The organism is Aliiglaciecola sp., from assembly GCF_039982535.1.
Taxonomy (GTDB): Bacteria; Pseudomonadota; Gammaproteobacteria; order Enterobacterales; family Alteromonadaceae; genus Aliiglaciecola.
The window spans coordinates 303,691-322,527 of the sequence record NZ_JBDWYG010000039.1 but is presented as its reverse complement, the minus strand read 5'-3'; the positions used below and the strand labels follow the sequence as shown (position 1 = coordinate 322,527).

19 protein-coding genes are annotated in these 18,837 nt (G+C 41.0%); 8 read left to right on the top strand and 11 right to left on the bottom strand.

Annotated elements, in window-relative coordinates; genetic code table 11:
- Positions 1 to 86: 86 nt before the first annotated feature.
- Positions 87 to 1,448 (bottom strand): bifunctional UDP-N-acetylglucosamine diphosphorylase/glucosamine-1-phosphate N-acetyltransferase GlmU, encoded by a 1,362-nt coding sequence (gene glmU, locus ABJV04_RS13085; RefSeq protein ID WP_348491968.1) that lies wholly within the window; start codon positions 1,446 to 1,448, stop codon positions 87 to 89.
- Positions 1,449 to 1,630: 182 nt separating this feature from the next.
- Between glmU and ABJV04_RS13080 the strand changes: the two genes are divergently transcribed.
- On the top strand, positions 1,631 to 3,058 hold the full coding sequence (locus ABJV04_RS13080; RefSeq protein WP_348491997.1) for a sensor domain-containing diguanylate cyclase: 1,428 nt from the start codon (positions 1,631 to 1,633) through the stop codon (positions 3,056 to 3,058).
- 35 nt (positions 3,059 to 3,093) lie between these two features.
- Here the strand turns inward: ABJV04_RS13080 and ABJV04_RS13075 are convergent, their stop codons facing one another.
- The 3 genes from ABJV04_RS13075 to ABJV04_RS13065 all read right to left on the bottom strand — a co-directional run bounded on the left by ABJV04_RS13075 (position 3,094) and on the right by ABJV04_RS13065 (position 5,873).
- A complete protein-coding gene (locus tag ABJV04_RS13075; RefSeq protein WP_348491967.1) occupies positions 3,094 to 3,972 on the bottom strand; it encodes a DMT family transporter in 879 nt (292 codons plus the stop codon).
- A gap of 63 nt (positions 3,973 to 4,035) precedes the next feature.
- The gene (locus ABJV04_RS13070; protein WP_348491966.1) at positions 4,036 to 4,509 is read right to left on the bottom strand and encodes a methylated-DNA--[protein]-cysteine S-methyltransferase; all 474 of its coding nucleotides are present in this window, start codon (positions 4,507 to 4,509) and stop codon (positions 4,036 to 4,038) included.
- Complete coding sequence (locus tag ABJV04_RS13065) at positions 4,506 to 5,873, bottom strand: AlkA N-terminal domain-containing protein (protein ID WP_348491965.1); 1,368 nt, start codon at positions 5,871 to 5,873, stop codon at positions 4,506 to 4,508. Before ABJV04_RS13065 ends, ABJV04_RS13070 begins: the two co-directional genes overlap by 4 nt.
- Positions 5,874 to 6,140: 267 nt before the next feature.
- Between ABJV04_RS13065 and ABJV04_RS13060 the strand changes: the two genes are divergently transcribed.
- Positions 6,141 to 7,184, top strand: a complete 1,044-nt coding sequence (locus ABJV04_RS13060) for a serine hydrolase domain-containing protein (protein ID WP_348491964.1) — start codon at positions 6,141 to 6,143, stop codon at positions 7,182 to 7,184.
- Between the two features lie 39 nt (positions 7,185 to 7,223).
- Here ABJV04_RS13060 and speA read toward each other — a convergent pair whose 3' ends face one another.
- The 4 genes from speA to ABJV04_RS13040 form a co-directional block, all read right to left on the bottom strand.
- The gene (speA, locus tag ABJV04_RS13055) at positions 7,224 to 9,146 is read right to left on the bottom strand and encodes a biosynthetic arginine decarboxylase (RefSeq protein ID WP_348491963.1); all 1,923 of its coding nucleotides are present in this window, start codon (positions 9,144 to 9,146) and stop codon (positions 7,224 to 7,226) included.
- Between the two features lie 143 nt (positions 9,147 to 9,289).
- A complete protein-coding gene (locus tag ABJV04_RS13050; RefSeq protein ID WP_348491962.1) occupies positions 9,290 to 9,505 on the bottom strand; it encodes a helix-turn-helix transcriptional regulator in 216 nt (71 codons plus the stop codon).
- A gap of 2 nt (positions 9,506 to 9,507) precedes the next feature.
- Positions 9,508 to 9,978, bottom strand: a complete 471-nt coding sequence (locus ABJV04_RS13045) for a hypothetical protein (RefSeq protein ID WP_348491961.1) — start codon at positions 9,976 to 9,978, stop codon at positions 9,508 to 9,510.
- Positions 9,979 to 10,086: 108 nt separating this feature from the next.
- Positions 10,087 to 10,527, bottom strand: a complete 441-nt coding sequence (locus ABJV04_RS13040) for a nucleoside deaminase (RefSeq protein ID WP_348491960.1) — start codon at positions 10,525 to 10,527, stop codon at positions 10,087 to 10,089.
- A gap of 318 nt (positions 10,528 to 10,845) precedes the next feature.
- Between ABJV04_RS13040 and ABJV04_RS13035 the strand changes: the two genes are divergently transcribed.
- Positions 10,846 to 11,598 (top strand): phosphatase, encoded by a 753-nt coding sequence (locus ABJV04_RS13035; RefSeq protein ID WP_348491959.1) that lies wholly within the window; start codon positions 10,846 to 10,848, stop codon positions 11,596 to 11,598.
- A 31-nt stretch (positions 11,599 to 11,629) separates the two neighbouring features.
- On the opposite strand, the gene ABJV04_RS13030 is transcribed toward ABJV04_RS13035, so the two are convergent.
- Both ABJV04_RS13030 and ABJV04_RS13025 read right to left on the bottom strand, forming a co-directional pair.
- On the bottom strand, positions 11,630 to 12,646 hold the full coding sequence (locus ABJV04_RS13030; protein ID WP_348491958.1) for a GNAT family N-acetyltransferase: 1,017 nt from the start codon (positions 12,644 to 12,646) through the stop codon (positions 11,630 to 11,632).
- 155 nt (positions 12,647 to 12,801) lie between these two features.
- Complete coding sequence (locus ABJV04_RS13025; RefSeq protein WP_348491957.1) at positions 12,802 to 13,287, bottom strand: DUF3224 domain-containing protein; 486 nt, start codon at positions 13,285 to 13,287, stop codon at positions 12,802 to 12,804.
- Between the two features lie 161 nt (positions 13,288 to 13,448).
- Here ABJV04_RS13025 and ABJV04_RS13020 point away from each other — a divergent pair, with 161 nt between their 5' ends.
- From ABJV04_RS13020 to ABJV04_RS13000, 5 genes are all read left to right on the top strand, one after another.
- Positions 13,449 to 14,147 carry a hypothetical protein gene (locus tag ABJV04_RS13020; RefSeq protein ID WP_348491956.1) on the top strand — a complete coding sequence of 233 codons (699 nt, stop codon included), beginning with the start codon at positions 13,449 to 13,451 and terminating at the stop codon, positions 14,145 to 14,147.
- A gap of 8 nt (positions 14,148 to 14,155) precedes the next feature.
- On the top strand, positions 14,156 to 14,635 hold the full coding sequence (locus tag ABJV04_RS13015; protein ID WP_348491955.1) for a sigma-70 family RNA polymerase sigma factor: 480 nt from the start codon (positions 14,156 to 14,158) through the stop codon (positions 14,633 to 14,635).
- A gap of 9 nt (positions 14,636 to 14,644) precedes the next feature.
- Positions 14,645 to 15,199, top strand: coding sequence for a hypothetical protein (locus ABJV04_RS13010; protein WP_348491954.1), 555 nt, complete (start codon positions 14,645 to 14,647; stop codon positions 15,197 to 15,199).
- A gap of 310 nt (positions 15,200 to 15,509) precedes the next feature.
- Entirely contained in the window at positions 15,510 to 17,162 is a 1,653-nt protein-coding gene (locus ABJV04_RS13005) for an endonuclease (RefSeq protein ID WP_348491953.1), read from the top strand.
- A 117-nt stretch (positions 17,163 to 17,279) separates the two neighbouring features.
- On the top strand, positions 17,280 to 17,699 hold the full coding sequence (locus tag ABJV04_RS13000; protein ID WP_348491952.1) for a hypothetical protein: 420 nt from the start codon (positions 17,280 to 17,282) through the stop codon (positions 17,697 to 17,699).
- A gap of 51 nt (positions 17,700 to 17,750) precedes the next feature.
- Here ABJV04_RS13000 and ABJV04_RS12995 read toward each other — a convergent pair whose 3' ends face one another.
- On the bottom strand, positions 17,751 to 18,527 hold the full coding sequence (locus ABJV04_RS12995) for a BPSS1780 family membrane protein (protein WP_348491951.1): 777 nt from the start codon (positions 18,525 to 18,527) through the stop codon (positions 17,751 to 17,753).
- Positions 18,528 to 18,837 lie beyond the last annotated feature (310 nt).

The window sequence follows — 18,837 nt, the reverse complement described above, 5'->3', positions numbered from 1 at the left end:
TGCATTAACCTAAGCTAACCTCTTTGTATTTTTAATTAGCAATTGGATAATTTTAAACTGCTATTAAAAACTTGGTGTTGAGTCGTTTAGGTTTTTTTAGTTGGCCGCTTCCAGCCCTGAATATTTCGCTGTTTACTTCTTGCAACAGCAAGTTCATGGTCGTCTACATTACTACTTACTGTAGAGCCTGCGCCCACTGTTGCCATCTTACCGATTGTTACAGGCGCTACTAGCGCACTATTTGAACCAATAAATGCGCCATCGCCAATAGTGGTTTTGGATTTGTTCACACCGTCATAATTACAAGTAATAGTGCCGGCACCAATATTCGCGCCCTCACCCACAAAGGTATCGCCTAAATAAGTTAAGTGATTGGCTTTTGAACCTTTACCTAATACGGTTTTTTTCATTTCTACGAAATTGCCAACCTTAGACTTGTCGTGCATCACCGCACCAGGTCTTAGTCGACCGTAGGGACCAACATTACAGCCATTATGCAATTCGGCTTGTTCAATTATTGAGTTCGCTTCAATTACCGTATCGTCGCCTATTTGGCAGTCAATCAAAATACAATTAGGGCCAACTTTTACATTGTTTCCTAATACAACCTTGCCTTTGATAATCACATTCACGTCAATGCTGCAATCTAGACCAAATGATAATTCGCCGCGTAAGTCAAAACGATGAGGATCTAAAAGATACAGACCTTCCATTAGCAGATTTTCGGCAGTTTCTAGTTGGTAAGCCCGTTCAATCATAGCAAGCTGTTTACGGTTATTAATGCCTTCCACTTCAACGGAGTTAGTAGGGTGAGAAGCTTTAATCACCTTGCCTTCATTGGCTGCCATTTCAATCACGTCAGTTAAATAAAACTCACCTTGGGCGTTATCGCTATTTAATGCTGACAACCAACGTTTTAGGTCAGCGCCACCCATGATCATCATGCCAGTATTAATTTCTTTTATTTGTCGTTGTTGCGCTGTTGCATCTTTATGCTCAACAATGGCTTTAACGTTTTCGCCATCACGGACTATGCGCCCCATACCTGTAGGATCGTCTAACTCTACAGTCAGCAGTGCAAGATCCGATTGCTGTTTAACATCAATGAGTTGTTGTAATGTCTGAGCTTTTATTAAAGGTGCATCACCTACTAAAATAAGTACATCTTCATCATCTTTGATATGAGGAGCCGCTTGCTGAACAGCATGTCCCGTGCCCAATTGCTCTGCCTGTAGGCACCAATTGAGTTGGTTATGTGCTAATGCGGATTGTAATTGTTCACCACCATGACCATAAATTAAATGAATGTTTTCAGCGCCCAGCGTGTTCACCGTATCAATAATATGTTGCACCATAGGTTTATCGGCTATGGGATGAAGCACTTTGGGTAACTTTGACTTCATGCGAGTGCCTTTGCCTGCAGCAAGCACAACTACTGAAAACGTCATAGAGTGTCCTTAATTCTTAAAATTCTATTTATTCTAACTAAGCTCACAAAAAGGTCTAGTAATATCATTCAAAGCAGATATTATTTGTCTGACTAAAGCGTGTTCTATTTTTATTCGTAGAAGTATAAGCTGCTTATAGTTAAGATAGCTCCTTGAGATTATTAAATGGAAAGTGGATTTCGTTGAACGCCTTTAGAACTTTACATCGTAGTATATTAATTTTATTTGCCGTAGTGGTTATCTCAATCGTGACCCTTGTTCACTTCACTGCGTCTAAAATTGTTGCCGAACAAAGCAGAGCCCAGCAGCAATCCATTTCCCCCGCTATCACTCTGATAATCGATCACTTATTAGAACCTCTGCATGTTTCACAAACTCTAGGCAAAGCCAAAGAGTTGCAAGATTTAATGAAAAACAAAGATATTGACGAAAGTGCAATGTTTTCGATGCTTAAAAGAATAGAAAAAGAGTTCAACATGGAATTCTTTATCGCTAGCGAAGGCAGCCGAACTCAATATAATTCTGACGGTACTAAACTGGCCCTAGTAGAAGGGGAAGTTGATTGGTATTTTCGCTATAAAGAAGCCCCTAAAGATGCAATAGCAGATATTGGCCAATGGCAAGACCCACACTTTTATATCGATTTGAAAATATATGATGATGACGGAGCGTTTCTAGGGTTCTTCGGGATCAGTAAAAGTCTTGATAGTTTTGTAGACATTTTTGACCAATATAAACGCCAATATGGTTATGATTTCATATTTGTTGATCAAGATAACAATATCGCTTTGTCTTCCGACCCTGATTTAATTGTTGAAAACGCAACCTTTAAAACCTTAGAGAGTTTAGATTGGTATCAAGACATAGATTTAGACCGTCTGCCCGAGGGTTCACTCAATAATTTATTAGTAAAGACCTCAGGAATGGACGCTCTGATTGCTGAAGTTAAAGTCGATCCGTTTGGATGGACTATGTATTTATTAACGCCTTTACAAGAAAGACAAACTGAAATCAGTCGCAGCTTTATCATCAGTATCGTGACTTTGTTGGTGATCATATTCGCATTATTCATGATCATTTATCATTTGTTGTATTACTTCAAGCAAGACATGCAGAAGAACTTCCAAACAGATCCGTTAACACGCTTACCTAATCGTAATAAAGTTGAGTTACGTTACGCGGAAATGCTGGATAAAGGTCAGCAAGTTGGGCTGATTTTAATAGACATTGATCACTTTAAAGCGGTTAACGACACTCACGGTCACAATGCCGGTGACAATGTACTTAGACAAATTTCAAACATGTTGAGTAACCATTTACGCCATGGCGATGTAGTAGGACGATGGGGCGGCGAAGAATTTGTGCTTTTATTGCCTGATACTAGCCCTGACCAGGCTTTTGACGTTGCTCAAAAGCTTCGTGAAACTATGTCGAGTATGACAGCTTCAACCGGCTCAGCATCTTTACAGGTAACGGCTAGCTTTGGGGTATCACACACAGATACTCCTCGCCCCTTAACGGAAGTAGTTGGATATGCTGACGATGCCTTATATCAAGCTAAACGCGACGGGCGTAATATAGTTAGGATGCAATTATCTAAGTCAGAGTAGTAAGTGTAAGTACTTACTACTTTTGAATTCATCATCTAAGCTAATTTCAGTTTGAATTTTATAACACCAGTTGTCAGGCTCACACCAAGTAGAATTAACCCGGCTCCCAACAACATACCTAGAGTGACGGCTTCTTGTAAGAATACCGCTCCCCACAGTACCCCAAATACCGGCACTAAATAGGCTACGGTAATGGCTTTAGATGCGCCTATATTGGCGATTAATCTAAAATACAAAATATAAGCAAAGCCGGTACAAGCCACACCTAACACTATTACTTGCAACCACGCATGGGTTGAAGGCATCTGTTGTGGCCAAAGTGCCACGGCAAAGGGAATTAAGGCGAGGGTGGCAAACACTTGGCTGCCAGTCGCAATAGCGAGGGTATTTATGCCAGTAAGATGTTTTTTGGTGTAACAAGCAGCGATTCCGTAAGCGAATGTTGAGCCTAACGCAGCAAATATGGGCAAAATAGACAAATGCAAATCAACGCCTGTGCGCACCAAACTGATAACCACAACACCACCAAAACCGATAAACAACCCAAACACGGCCAATTCGTTCAAACGTTCCTTTAACCATAAAAATGCCACAATGGCACCAAACATAGGCGCAGTTGCATTTAGAATAGAGGCCATGCCAGCGCCTAACAGCACTGTGCTATAACTAAACATCACAAACGGAATGGCGGTATTTACCAAACCAACAAATAAAATGGGACGCCAGTATTGCTTAACCACCGAGACTTTTTTACGCATAAAGAGTATTGGTAACAAACACAGAGCCGCAATGCCTGTGCGCACCGCCACAAGTGCAAACGCACCAAATTCAGGGGTTGCAGAGCGCATGTATAAAAAAGAAGATCCCCAAAGCGCTCCCAAAATCACGAGTTCAAGCATATCTTTTAATCGCATTACATCATTTACCTTACGTCCTAATTGTTTATTGCGTACCCTAATTGCCAGGGTTTACGTTTTTTACTCAGCACCCTGTTCAAAGTCTAATAACCATGACTTGCGGCCTAACCCACCAGCATAACCCGTTAAAGTACCATTTTTACCAATGACTCGATGACAAGGGATTACAATAGACAGTGGATTTTTCCCATTAGCCGCCCCAACTGCGCGAACCGCCTTAGGGTTTTGTAGTTGATTAGCGATGTCAGCATAACTGCATGTTGAACCATAAGGAATAGTAGCTAGCGCCTGCCAAACTTGATGTTGAAACGCTGTTCCTTGTGCTGCTAACGGTAATTCAAATCGAGTTAACTTTCTTGCAAAATATGCTTTGAGTTGAGCTAGCGCCTCTTTAGTGATGGCATTGCTTGGATATGTACCTTGCTGGGGATCAGAAAAATATATGGAAACAACCTCGCGACTATTGGCGCATATTTCCAGTTGTCCAATGGGTGTGTCTAGGTAACTGTAATTTAAATCACTGGTTTCATTCATGCCATATTCCATAATTGAAAAGTAAGATAACTCCTCCACGGAGCCGCTTCATCGGGTACTAGAAGGTGGTTTTGAATTTGCTTTTTTATTATCAAATCGGAATCTAGCCAGATGTCAGGATTTGATTGCCCACGCATAGCTGCGTAAGCCACCGTCCAAGGGCCAATTCCTTTGATACTTTGCATCTCGTCAAACACACCATTTTGGCAGTAAAATTGAGCTAGATCTCGCAAACATTGTCGGCGCTTTTCGGGAATTTTTAGAAAACTTAAATCCGATTCAGCTACGGCTTCTGGTGTAGGAAAAAGACGTTGTTGTTGGTAACGTCCCCCCAATTCTTGGGCTAATTGTGAAACCAAGTTTACCGCGGCTTTCACTGAGATTTGTTGCCCTAACACGGCTCGACAACTAGCCTCAAAAACGCTCCAAACACCAGGGATCCGTATACCTGAAGCAATAACGTCTTGGGGTAAGCCGGTGGCCTGTAAACAAGCATCAATCACCTGTGGATCGCAATCTAAGTCTAACAAGCGACGAATTTGTAGAACAACTCCCTGAAAATAGCTTAAATCGTTGATACTAAGTTCAATATCAAAACAGTGTTTAGTCGGGTTTAAGCTGGCAACAAAGTACCCTTTTGCATTGCCGTAAACAAAGCTTCTGCCATAACTATTTTCAGTTACAGTCTCAATGTCAGCTATAGCCCGAAGCGTTAAAAAGTCTATAAAGTGTGCCCAATTGTAAGGGGCTCGATAAGCTAGTTGAATTTGCAAGGAAGCAGAATCTTCTTGATTAACTGAAAGGGGTTTATTTGGTCCATTCTTGCGGATCTGAGAGGGTGTGAGCTGTAAGTTGGAATGTAAGTTCGCTTGTAATCGACGGGCGCTGGAAAATCCACTCGCGATAGCTACATCTTCAATGCTCAAATGGCTGTTGTGCAATAAGTTCTTAGCAATTAACAGCTGATCAAATAATCGAAACTTTTTGGGTGATATGCCTAATTTTTGTTGAAATAGCTCCCGTAGATAACGGTCGCTTACCCCTAATTTCTTACAAATATCGGTCACCGTCAGTTCAGGGTGAGCGCGTAGCAATTTTACGCCTCGCTCAAGAGTCGTCGTCGTGCCCTTCCATGCATAGGAACCGGGGGCACTATCAGGTCGACAGCGCAAACAAGGTCGAAAACCTGCTTGCATAGCCAAAGGGGCTAATTGGTAATACTCAACATTTTCTTCTTTTGGTGTTGGTGCGGGACAAATTGGCCGACAGAATATGCCTGTACTTTTCACCGCAACATAAAACTGCCCATCGAAACGAGGATCCCGTGATTTGCGCGCTTGTTGATATATTTGCAGTGTATTCATAACCGTTACTTTTAGCTTAATTGGGTTCAGTTTACCTGCAAAAAATGAATAAAACGCGCTGAAAACGGAACTGATAGATAATAACTTCATTCAAGCCATGAACTCATTTGTCAGTTGTGTCGTTTTCTTTCACCTAGTATCCTTAGAGGGATGAGATGTTTAACGTTAATTTTCCTTTTTTGCTTAACCGTTATTAGCTGCCCATCGGCTTTCGCCGAGGAAGACAAGTGGCTGTACGATTTTGCCTCAAAAACCCAAGCACAAGCTATGAAGCACAATGTGCCTGGCTATATTCTTGTTTTCGTGCGAAAAGGTGAGCCTGCCAAAATAATTAGCTATGGTTTAACTGAAAATTTTGGTGAAAAGATTGATGGCGATACGGTTTTTAGATTAGCCTCAGTGTCGAAAACCTTCGCAGGTGTTTTGATGGCTAAAAAAGTCGCTGAAAAACAATTCACTTGGCAAACTCCCTTACTTGAAATCGTACCTGAATATGGTTTTAACCGTTTAGATCCCAATCCTATCACCCTAGGCCATTTACTTAGTCAATCCAGTGGTTATATTCCCAATGCCTACGACAATTTAATTGAAGCTAACTACTCCCTAAAACGCGTGTTAGGTCAGCTGGCAAAGTTAGAACCCTTATGTTCTCCTGGCAAATGTTACACCTACCAAAACGCCTTGTTTGGTGTCCTTGAAGACTATTACATTAACCATAAAAGTAGTTATGGCAAAGAGTTGAGTAAGAGCATATTTAAGCCATTAAAGATGCCCAACGCCAGCACAGGCAGACAAGGGCTACAGAGTTCACCTAAGTGGGCAAAACCCCATGTTGCAATCACTCGTTCAAAATGGCGTGAAACCAAAGTCCAAGATGATTATTACCGTTTCGGCCCTGCGGCTGGTGTAAATGCAAGTATTGAAGACATGGCTATTTGGGTTCGTGCAATGTTAGGGGAATATCCACAAATTATTCCCCCTGAGATAGTACAAACCGTGACTTCAGAAAGAATTAAAACGAAAAGAGAATTACGCAGACGAGATTGGCGTCGATTTTTAAAAGATGCCCATTATGGGTTGGGTTGGCGGATCTACGACTTTAACGGCCACAAACTAAATTATCATGGTGGTTGGGTGAAAGGGTATCGCGCGGATGTGTCTTTCGCACCCGATCAGGAAGTCGGCTACGCCATGTTGATGAATGCCGAATCAAATTTAATCAATAGCTTTACTGCCAAATTTTGGCAAGCTTACTTTGAAACCTACGAAGAGCATCAAAAGCAGCAACTAGCAAAACAGACTGGTAAATAATCATTAGGCAGCGTCGAAACACTGCCTAATGAACCTCAACTAAGATGTTTTTAAATAGGTATAACCTTTCAAGCAATTTTCGTAAAAGTCAGTCCATTTCACGCCTTCACGGGGCTTAATTTCACCTTCAGAGATTTTTGCATCAATCAATTTTTTAACCGATGCCGCCATAAAGGTCGGATTATATTGCATGATCGATAACACGTTATCGACAGAGGAGCCGCTAACAACTTCCTCGATATAAAAATCAAGGGGATCGTCATCATGACTGAAAATATGCACTTCATTTAAACGACCAAACAAGTTGTGCATATCACCCATTACATCTTGATAAGCACCGGTGAGAAACATGCCTAGGTAATAATCTTCATCTTTGTTTAATTTATGCATCGGCAAAACATCTGAAATACCTTTACCTAACACAAATTTATCGATTTTACCGTCACTGTCACAGGTAATATCCACCAATGAACAATTAACATTGGGTCGCTCATTCATTCTCGAAAGAGGCACTATCGGCAAAACTTGGTCGATAGCCCAGGTATCAGCCGCTGATTGGAACACTGAAAAATTACACAAATACTGCGATGATAAGTTGTAGTCCAACTCTTGCATTTCTTCCGGTACAAAATCTGCGGTTTGCATACGTTCTTGCAAACTGACCATAATTTGCCAATACAGGGTTTCAATTTTGGCCAGTTCTTCAAAGCTAATGACTCTGAGTTGAAAAGCAGATATGGCTTGCTCTTTATACTGGGATGCATCGTTAAAAATTTCTTGCAGGTTTTCTTGGGTTTCCAACAAACGTATTTGATCGCGCATATTGGTCACTAAGATATGCTCGTGTTCTTCAAAGTCGGTTTCCATTTCCGCACTATTGGAACGGATCTCACCAACGATTTCAGCCACAACACAGCTATGGTGAGCGGTAATCGCTCTGCCACTTTCAGTTACAAGAGTAGGATGAGGTACACCTTCAAGATCACATACTTCCTTCATGCCAAACACAACATCAGCAACGTATTCGGCAATGGTATAATTGCGTGAGGAATCATTAGTCGATTTACTGCCGTCATAGTCGATTCCAAGACCACCACCTACATCAACATAATCAAGTTTGAAGCCCATGTGGTGCAATTCAGAGTAAATCATTGCCCCTTCGCTTATGGCGTCTTTAACTGCTCGTATATCGGTTAATTGGCTACCGATATGGAAGTGCAGAAGTTTAAAACACTGGCCCATGTCTTCTGCTTCAAGATAACGGGCAGCTTGAATAATTTCTGTATTGGTTAACCCAAATTTAGCTCTATCACCACCAGAACCTTCCCACTTTCCTTGACCTTTTACGGTCATTTTAGAGCGCAGTCCTATAATAGGTTCAATATCCAGTTCTTTGGCTAATTTGACTAACAACAACAGCTCGGAGTACTTTTCAATTACCACAATGATTTTGCGACCAAGTTTACGGGCCATTAATGACAGGCGCATAAACTCTTCATCTTTATAACCATTCAAAATAGTGAGTGAATCTAAATTGGTGTTGTAAGCTAATACCGTGAGCAACTCGGCTTTAGAACCAGCTTCTAAGCCATAGGCATATTTACTTCCGGCATCGACGATTTCTTCAACCACTTCGCGCATCTGATTCACTTTTACCGGATAGACACCACGATACTGTCCTTGGTAATCGGCATTTTTAATGGTTTTAATGAAGGTTTCATTTAACAATGCTACTTGTGAGCGCAGAATGTCATGGAAGCGAAGAACCACAGGAAACTGAATGCCTTCTTCCTTAATTTCTTCAATTACATCTTTGAAATCTATGCGCATTTCAGCATTTGTTACATCAGGGGTAACATGCAAATTTCCGTTAGGACCAATTTCAAAATAATCGCCACTCCAGCGTTTAACGCCATACAACTTTTCTGCGTCTTCAATTGTCCAATTGTCGGGTTTGCTCATTTATCTACTCCGAAGTTTGCCAGTATTTGAAAAAATGGGGCAATTCAAAAGGAATTGCCCCATTTCTAATATTGTTCAAACAACTTAAATTCATTGTTAATTGCCAGCATTATACTTTGCTGGAGTTCTAAAAGGGTACTAATTTATTTGGGTTGATATTGAAAAATATCATCAAGGTGGCATTCAAACACTTCGGCCATTTTAAAGGCAACTTCCAAAGAAGGAGAATACTTACCTTTTTCGATTGCCATTATAGTTTGTCGGGTGACGCCGACTTTATCCGCCAGAGCTTGTTGTGTCATTTCATCGGCAAAAAAACGCTTTTCACGAATGCGATTAGTAATGGGTAAATCAGCCACTTCTAATACCCTCTACGGTAATTAAATAAGGTGACAGCAAAGCGAGCGACTTCAGATAAAATAAAACTAAACATCAATATATGCGCCGTTAACAAGGGGATTTGCATAGAGCTATAGTGGTCTACAAATTCGGGATTATATTCAATGGTAATAATTCGTCCGAGGGTAATGACCACACCAACGACCAAAATCGTATAGCCCACTTGATTGCCCCGATATTCAAACAGTTTATCTCTTTCGTCGGCACCCATTTCAGCGGCTTTATGGTTAGTGGCGGCCAACATGCCGTGCAGCACTGCCTCGACTAAAATACTCAACACAATTGCCTGTAACAGTAGGCTTTTTGCAACGTCTTTTGCTTCCTCCGCAGGAACACCTTCAAGCATGACGATATTGTAAAAATAATAGCCAAATATACAAACTGTACTGAGCAATGAGATCCAGTGACTTTTTTCTTTAAATGACATATCCATACATTTCTCTCCAATAGTAATTGGACAAAATGTATACTCAAACAAACTCAATGTCAAAAATTATTAACATAGAGTTAATTTCAAATAACTTTAAGTTAGTATTATCAACTACTCAGTACCTATATCTTCGTTCCATAATTCGGGAGATTCGGTAATAAATTGCTCCATAAGTTGAATACACTTTGGTTCCTGCAGCACCTCTAATTCTACCCCTCGGCTTTTAAGCAATTGCTCTTCGCCCATAAAGGTTTGATTTTCGCCTATGATAATTTTGGGGATTTCGTATAACAGAATCGCTCCAGAGCACATTGAGCAGGGTGATAGTGTTGTATACAGGGTACATTGCCGATAAACGCTGGCGCTTTGCCGCCCAGCATTTTCAAAAGCATCCATTTCGCCATGTAAAATAGGGCTGCCTGATTGCACTCTGCGGTTATGCCCACGTCCAATAATTTTGTTTTGATAAACGATAACAGAGCCAATTGGAATACCACCTTCTTGTTTGCCTTTGATTGCTTCATCAATGGCTGCAGCCATGAATTTATCCATTTAGATCTCCGTGACGGTTATGTTCGTATTGAAATAACTTATGAACAGGTTTAACGTTTTTTTTCGCTTTCAGCGGGTAGATATACTGTACTGTGATTCACCAATTTAGCATAAATTGATATACTGCTTGTGTATAGTTTTACAACCTATTCCGAGCATTGAATACAGAACCTAGCAAACATACCCTGTCATGGACGCGCAACATCAATAGGTTATAAACTTGCTCTAAGCTATTGGCCAACAGGCCACTTAAATTTCTTTCTTACACCGCGAATCGGTTTCATTTAAGCTGTAATATTTCTAAGGAAAATAACCCAAATGAAAATACTTGTAGACACCCACTCTCACACCATCGCCAGCACTCATGCTTACAGCACAGTGAACGAATACTTTGTTGAGGCGAAAAGAAAAGGGATGCAAATGTTTTCATTAACCGATCATGGTCCGCAAATGCCTGACTCGCCCCACCCTTGGCATTTTGGTAACCGTAACGTTATTCCCAGACTAATTGATGGTGTGGCCTGTTTGAAAGGAATTGAAGCCAATATTTTGCCGCCAGATGGGGGCTTAGATGTGCCAGCAGGAATGAAACCTTACTTAGATTTTGTGATTGCCAGCTTTCATGAACCTGTCTTCCCGCCTAGTACCCAAGCGGTCAACACTCAGGCGCTAATTAACACCATAGCGACGGGAGATTGTCAGATTATAGGACATCCAGGGAATCCAAATTTTCCCATCGACTATGAAGCGGTGATCATCGCAGCTAAAGAGCATAATGTGGTGCCGGAGATAAATAACAGCTCATTTATTCAATCTCGACAAGGTAGCGAACCTAACTGTATCCGTATTTTGGAATTAGTGAACAAGCACGACTGGAAAGTGGTGTTTTCAAGTGATGCTCATATAGCCTTCAATTTAGGCAACTACGAACAATGTATTACTCATGCAGAATCCATTGGCTTTCCCATAGAGCGTATCGTTAATCGTGATGCTAAAACCTACTTAGCTTTTTTAGCCGAGCATAATAAGCCGGTGAGCGAAGAACTAGCCCAATGGTGTGAGTCACTGTAACTAGGCAGACCGGGAATTAGTTAGCATTCACTTACTTTGGTGATATGCCAACCCAGCGCATCGCCACATCGCATCGTTGATAACTTTTTCCATACTTTTCCATAATTTCACGATCATGCTGGAATCCATTCTTTTCATACAAATGAATGGCAGCTTCACATTTGCCATTGGTTAATAAAAATAAACAGTCCAATGGCAAAAATTGCGCTTGAGCAATCACATGCTGTAAGAGTTTCTCTCCTACCTTCAAACCACGAGCATTCTCTAACACTCCCATTTTGGTGAGTTCGAATGCGCCTTCCCCCTTATTTAATAATGCACAGGCCCCAACAACGCCAAGTTGTGAATGTTTAGCAAAATAAATTTTGCCGCCTTTGTCGATAATGTTTTCCTTAGGAGAGCCTAACACTTGTTTGTCGACGTCTTCGAGGACAAACATACTATTGATCCACTGGCTGTTTATTTGCTCAAAAAATGGCGCTAATTCAGGTTCGAAATCTAGAAAGGTGAGGTTATTTGCTAACATGTCAGTATCCACAATATGGGCAGTTTTTAAGGAATCTAATTGTTCGAAATGATCTTTGCTACGCTCAAGTAACGAACGTTTTTTTAAGGCTTGTTCGAATGTTTTTAAGGAATCGTAAAAATGATTTTCAAACTCATGGGATAAGTCTTTAGCGGCTTTGTCTACAGCAGTCCATACAGGTCGCATTTCAGTGACTTTTTGCCGTCCTAAAGCAGACAAGCTTAGTACCCTTTTTCTCGAGTCTTCGCTGCCTAACGTAATATTAATGAGTTTTTTAGCGGCCAATTGTCGACTAAATTGACTCAGTGCAGGTTGGGTTAAGCCTAATAAATTAGCTGCCTCGACAACACTAACCTGTTCTTTTTTATCGAGTAACGCCAGCAAGGTAAACCATTTAGGCTGAATATTCATATCGAAATGCTGATAAACCGCCGCAGCATCAGCCATCATTCGTTCGCTTACTCTTTTTAGGCGACTGCCTAATGCCAGTTCACCCAGTTCATTTAAAAAATCTTTGTTCATACACACCTCAATATAAGCATTTATATAACTGCTTATATATAAATGCAAGTAAATAGATGAGCAAAAATAGAGGAATTTAAATTAACTGGGAATTAAGCCTTGGTTTTTTGGCTTATCAGATCAAATAAGGACTCATTCAAGGCAACAAATATTTTCTAAGGCAATTTGTAATCAAACACATAAAAGTGCTGACCATCTTCAATTTCGATATCCATAGTGCCAACAATTCCTGACAAATCACCGCTACCGGAATCAGGAACCACAGTAATCTCTAAGGACTGTTCTGATTTGTTCATAACACCTTTATGCAATAGAACAAAACCACCGACTTTTCCATCAAGGGTACCAGTAAAAATTTCCATTGCTACATAACCCGCAGACCCTTTCACCTCAGTCATATGACTTAGCATTTGGCCTTTTGACTTGCCTTCAAGCTTGCCATGATAGCTTTTATCCAAGGTCATTCTGCCCATAGAAAAATCTACGTCTGTTTGTGGCTGCATGTTAACTTCAAACTCGCCTTTTACCTTTTCCATGTTCAATTTGGGATCTCCTGAATAAACTACTTGCGCGTAAGGGACCACAATCAACCCTAAAATACAGAAACTCGCGATTACTAAAATGGTTTTAAGATTGTGCATGTCCATGTCTCTATTAAAATCCTGTGAAGATTATAACACCAATCTTAAAACTGTATATAAAAACAGGTTTAAGGCTTTGGAAAAACTTTTTCAAAAAAAATGTCAGGAAATTTTGATTTGTCTCGACTATCTAAGTAATTCACTAAAAAGAGAGACTTGATATGCACTCTGCAACATTAAAACTAAATGAAAAAACAACTTCTTTGCAAAGCCTTAGTTGGATAAAACAAGGACTGAATTTATGCTTAAGAGCCCCCTTTAAACTGTTTTTTTTGCTCTTAGCAAGCATCATTATTGAAGGTGTAATTCAATTAGCCCCAGCGCCTGTAGGAATGATCTTATCGAAGTTAGTAATGGTTATGCTTATTGCATCTTTATGGCCAGTGTTAGATCTGATTTCTCAACATAAATCATGTTCATTACAAAGTATCCGCAGCTATAATGGCTGGGCGAAACTGCCTCTATTAAGTCTACTGTTATTGCTTCCTACTGTAATGCAAGTGCTCACAGCCATAGCCATACTGGGAGACAGCGGAATTGATTTATTGGTATATGGGCAAATGGTCGATGTTACCCCTGTGCAGTTATCGATTATATTTGCCTCAGCAACCCCATTTAGCATATTGTTTATGTTTATACCCGCCTACCTTTTGTTAGAAAATGAAAGTATAGGGACGTCAGTAAAAAAGGGACTTAGCTTAGCCCTTCGAGCATGGCAACCCTTAACGGTTGTATTCATTATCAACTTATTAGCAATTATGGCTGTCCCCTTCACACTATTACTTAGTGCAATATTGCTAGGCCCTTGGCTGCTATGCATCAACTATGTGGCATTTAAAAATCTCACCGACAATCAATAGGACGAAGCGTGACGCAAGCAACAGGAATTGACGAGATATTACAACAATACGCGCCCTTGTTGGCGCGTATTGCTGCCACCTACGAAGCAGACTTAGGGTTAAGAGAAGACTTAATCCAAGATATTAGTTTGGCCGTATGGCGGGCTTTGGAGACATTCAGAGGGGACAGTAGTGTAAAAACCTTTATTGCGCGAGTGGCACACAATCGCGCGGTTGATCACGTATTACGGGAAAGCCGACACAATAAAAACCTTTCAAATGAAGATATTGATGATGTGCAAATTATCTCTCCAAATGTCTCTAATCAAGACAAACAACTGGACCTAATGTCAGCCTTACGTCACTTAAACCTGAAGTATCGGCAGATTATTACCATGCAATTAGAAGGTTTTACGCAATTAGAAATCGCCAGTGTTTTAGGTTTATCAGAAGCTGCCGTAGCTAAACGCGCCAGCAGAGCCAGACAGCAACTCGAACAATTGTTATAAGGAAAGAAAATGGATCCGCAATTTGAACAATGGCAACAATCGTTTCAACAAAGTACACCTCAAGTGGATGCACAAAAGCTGGTGTCTCAAGTATCCAAAATGCATAAACGGGAAACCTTAAAAGCACTAATCGATTTAGTTGCAGGGGTGATGGTCAGTGTATTTTGTGTGTACGTGATTATCTATCACATTGACACCACCATAGGACAGTTATTTGTAGCTATATTGGCTCCAATTCCTTTGGCTTTTAGTATTTGGGCATACAGGTTACGTAAATCTGCGTCAGTAGAGTATAGCCTCGACATTCATCAACTGCTGCAATTTAAACGGCAAAAACTTATCAAACAAGTTCAATATTGGCGAGTAAGTGCATGGGTGGTGATTGGCTTATGGTTAGGTTTATTCGTGGTTGCCAGTATTAATTATATGTTCAACGGTTATGAGGGATTTTGGTCAATTCAAGTAATTATTCAGACAGGAGTGGTCATGTTAACTTGGGCTCGCTATCGCTTTGTAAAACAACAACTCCCCAAGCAGTTGGCAAAAATAGAAATGCTGGATTAACTCAAATTCGAGGGAGTTGGTTAGGCTGATTGTTTTCTAACGACAATTAAACTAGCTGATTTCCCTCGTTGTTTTTTGCCCGACGAATGTTACCGCCTTGTTTTCCCCTCTCGCTGCTTTTTACTCTAGGTTAATTTTGCTTTTATTGTTATGCCGAAAGTTTCCGCTTTTTATAAATTAACATTGACTAAAATATGACCTCATGGTCAACTAATTTACCAAACGCCATTAATATACCCTTAGTGCACTGCATTGTTTTGCAGTCAAACAACACTGTTTTAGCTTACCAATCAGGCGAAGAGGCAGAACAATGAAAAAACTCAGTATTTTATTATTTAGTGCATGGCTAGTTCCACAGTTGGTTTACGCCAATGTAGACAATGGAGCTTTTGAGGATTGGTCCAATGGCTCTGCAGATAGTTGGACTACTGTTGATAGTGGTATTGCAGTAAGTGAATCTACCAGCGTGGTTAAAAGTGGTATTAGTTCCGCCGCAATTAACGTCACCACAGGCACTCAAGGATCTACCGATTTTCGTCAATCCATTGCTGTAACCTCGGGACAATCCATTGAATTTAGCACTTGGGTTTACCACACCGAAGGTGGAATGCGCGCGCGACTTTATGTGGATGGCTATCGCGGATATTCAGATGCTAGTGTCACCAACCAATGGCAACAAATTAGCTATAACTTTACCCCAAGCTCTAGCGGCAATATTGAAGTGGGTTTGAGATTCTACGATGTTTCCGGTTTTGATGGCTCTGAAGTTGTTTACGTAGATGATTTTGAACCCCATGACGGTGTTGGCAATGGCGGCGGTTCTGGTGGAGGCTCAGGAGGTGGAGAAGGATGTGTAACAACATCAGGTAGCTTTAACCTTACAACGGACAACTATGCCTCAGAAACCAGCTGGCAAATTGAAAACGCTCAGTCGGGAGTTGAGGCCTCGGGTTCTGGGTTATCGAACAACACCAGTTACTCTGAGGATTTATGTTTAGACGATGGTGACTATACATTTACCATTAATGATGCATATGGTGATGGCATTTGCTGTAGTTACGGCAGCGGTTCTTACGAGCTCGTTATCGACGGCACCAGCCTGACTAGCGGTGGTAACTTTGGTTCAATAGAGACCTTTAGTTTCAGCATCGGCAGTGGCGGTGGAACAGGTGGAGGTGGTACTCCTCCAGATTTAACTGGATATTACGCCAATGCCTCTGGACTTAGCGGCTATAACTTAAAGTCAGCGCTGTACGATATTATTAAAAATCATTCATCCCAGGGTTACAGTGGTTTGTGGACGTTCTACAGCAGCTATTCGTTAGATCAATATTATGAAAATGATGGCAGCATTTTAGATATATATGCGGAACGACCAACAAGTAACGACCCTTACACTTATTCTGCCGGTAGTGACCAATGTGGTAATTATTCAGGGGAAGGGAGTTGTTATAACAGAGAGCATTCATTCCCCCGTAGTTGGTTTGGTGGCGCCATAGAACCCATGAATTCAGACGTACATCATATTTTCGCCACCGATGGTTACGTCAATTCTAAGCGCGGTAGTTACCCCTATGGCGAAGTGGGTAGTGCGAGTTTTACCTCTCAAAATGGCTCACTGTTAGGCTCCGCACGCTCGGGGTTAGGCTATTCAGGAACGGTATTCGAACCCATTGACGAATTTAAAGGTGACTTAGCCCGAGCTTATTTCTATATGGCAACCCGTTATGAAAACGTGATTGCCGGTTGGGACTCTAACAGCAGTTCCGTTGACGCGGTGTTAAACGGTACCGCCAATCAAGTTTTTGAGTCGTGGTTTGTGGATTTAATGAAAACTTGGCATAACCAAGATCCAGTGAGTCAACTTGAAATAGATCGCAATGACGCAGCCCATTCTTATCAAGGCAACCGTAATCCATTTGTCGATCACCCAGAATTCGTTGCAGAGATTTGGGGAAACTGACAGCTAAGCATAGACTAAAACGATAACGGCTCCTTGTGAGCCGTTTTTTTGTTTGCAATACTGTCGTTAGATTCCACTTCACTTTAACCCTAACGTATCCATCATAAGGAATAAATTTTGGACAACCACACGCCAAGCGCCCTTCAGCAAGAATGGACAACATTACAATATCAGTACGATAGCTATGAGAAGTTTTCTTTGTTGATTAAGGTAGCGAGTGGGATCTTATGCAGTTTATTGCTCTTTCATGTTCAACTTGATTTTATCGTGCCGCTTCTTTGTATGGTGTTTTGGATGTTGGATGGCATTTGGAAAACTTTTCAGGGCAGAATAAGCGATCGTCTTTTAATTGTTGAAAAAGCATTGTTGAATCCAATGCAAGACAATGGCATGCAATACAATAGTCAGTGGGAATTTAGTCGTCCTAGCAGCATGAAGTTAGTGATTAGTTATCTAAAAAATGCGTTAACACCGACAGTTTTCGCTCCACATTTATTGATAATTGTTATCGCGCTAATAGGTGCTTATATATCTTAGTTTGAAAGCTGGATTCACTTACAGTAAGTGAATCCAGTCATATATAGAAACTTAAGCGGCTTTGCTTAAGTAGATTGAACGATAAGAAATGTACATGGATGTAAATAGTAAAGGAATAACAACCAACAATCCTAAAGCAAAAGGGATTGCTCCTAAAATGTAGAGAACTAACATCACAATGCCGTAAACTAAAAATGGCACCACATTCTTAAATGATCCGATAAAGCTTTGTTTCATCGCTTCAAAAACCGGCATGTCTTGTAAAACAATTAATGCTGGTGCAAACCACACCGCCATGACCATAGGTAACATTAACGCCATAGCCACTAGAAATGATAACCAAAATTGCGCGCCCATCATTTCCGGCGTACTTTCGCCTGCGAGTAGATCCATATAGACCGACCCCATCGCAATAAACATCACCACAATACTAATAAGCGCCCCAATAGCCGAAAGCCCAACTAACCTGCCTGCATGATTTGAGAAACCAGCAAACAGATATTTAATATCAAAGGGCTTGCCTTCTGCAGCGGCCTGACAACCTAACATTAGTCCACCAACCCAAATATAGGTTAAGAACATACTAATAAGGGAACCAACAAAAGGAATGATATTGATAACGATTGCGACAATGAAGCCAACAATCATAGTTACAATCCACATACCTATATCTTGTTTAAATAAACTAAAACCTTCAGATATCCATGTCATTCCATCGCCGACGGCTTTATTTGATGGCCCTGTATAAATCCACTCTCCAGAAGGTGCTTCCGTCGAAGTGAGATCCGACTCCGGTGCTTGATAAGGGCTATTTTCATTATTATCCATTTTTTTATTCCTATGTAGATTCCCAACACCACTAGAACAACCAATTTTCTAGTGATTTTTATAACAGCAACGAAATTAGCATTAGACCCCTTATAAACACAAGTTTTATGCAGGCAAAACACCCCATTTCACACATACAGACTTATGAAATTGCATCCCTATTGTAGGCGGGGGCTTTAGCCCCGCGAGGGTTTGGCTACCGTTTCCACGGGCTAAAGCCCGTGCTACAGAAAAAAGATTAACCTGTGCATCGCCTGTTGGCGGGTGCTTTAGCCCCGCGAGGGTTTGGCTATCGTTTTCACGGGCTGAA

What these genes read in the sequence shown, in the direction of transcription:
- glmU (WP_348491968.1), bottom strand. Translation starts at nt 1,448, where the DNA reads ATGACGTTTTCAGTAGTTGTGCTTGCTGCAGGCAAAGGCACTCGCATG.
- ABJV04_RS13075 (WP_348491967.1), bottom strand. Translation starts at nt 3,972, where the DNA reads ATGCGATTAAAAGATATGCTTGAACTCGTGATTTTGGGAGCGCTTTGG.
- ABJV04_RS13070 (WP_348491966.1), bottom strand. Translation starts at nt 4,509, where the DNA reads ATGAATGAAACCAGTGATTTAAATTACAGTTACCTAGACACACCCATT.
- ABJV04_RS13065 (WP_348491965.1), bottom strand. Translation starts at nt 5,873, where the DNA reads ATGAATACACTGCAAATATATCAACAAGCGCGCAAATCACGGGATCCT.
- ABJV04_RS13060 (WP_348491964.1), top strand. Translation starts at nt 6,141, where the DNA reads ATGAAGCACAATGTGCCTGGCTATATTCTTGTTTTCGTGCGAAAAGGT.
- speA (WP_348491963.1), bottom strand. Translation starts at nt 9,146, where the DNA reads ATGAGCAAACCCGACAATTGGACAATTGAAGACGCAGAAAAGTTGTAT.
- ABJV04_RS13045 (WP_348491961.1), bottom strand. Translation starts at nt 9,978, where the DNA reads ATGGATATGTCATTTAAAGAAAAAAGTCACTGGATCTCATTGCTCAGT.
- ABJV04_RS13040 (WP_348491960.1), bottom strand. Translation starts at nt 10,527, where the DNA reads ATGGATAAATTCATGGCTGCAGCCATTGATGAAGCAATCAAAGGCAAA.
- ABJV04_RS13035 (WP_348491959.1), top strand. Translation starts at nt 10,846, where the DNA reads ATGAAAATACTTGTAGACACCCACTCTCACACCATCGCCAGCACTCAT.
- ABJV04_RS13030 (WP_348491958.1), bottom strand. Translation starts at nt 12,646, where the DNA reads ATGAACAAAGATTTTTTAAATGAACTGGGTGAACTGGCATTAGGCAGT.
- ABJV04_RS13025 (WP_348491957.1), bottom strand. Translation starts at nt 13,287, where the DNA reads ATGCACAATCTTAAAACCATTTTAGTAATCGCGAGTTTCTGTATTTTA.
- ABJV04_RS13020 (WP_348491956.1), top strand. Translation starts at nt 13,449, where the DNA reads ATGCACTCTGCAACATTAAAACTAAATGAAAAAACAACTTCTTTGCAA.
- ABJV04_RS13010 (WP_348491954.1), top strand. Translation starts at nt 14,645, where the DNA reads ATGGATCCGCAATTTGAACAATGGCAACAATCGTTTCAACAAAGTACA.
- ABJV04_RS13005 (WP_348491953.1), top strand. Translation starts at nt 15,510, where the DNA reads ATGAAAAAACTCAGTATTTTATTATTTAGTGCATGGCTAGTTCCACAG.
- ABJV04_RS12995 (WP_348491951.1), bottom strand. Translation starts at nt 18,527, where the DNA reads ATGGATAATAATGAAAATAGCCCTTATCAAGCACCGGAGTCGGATCTC.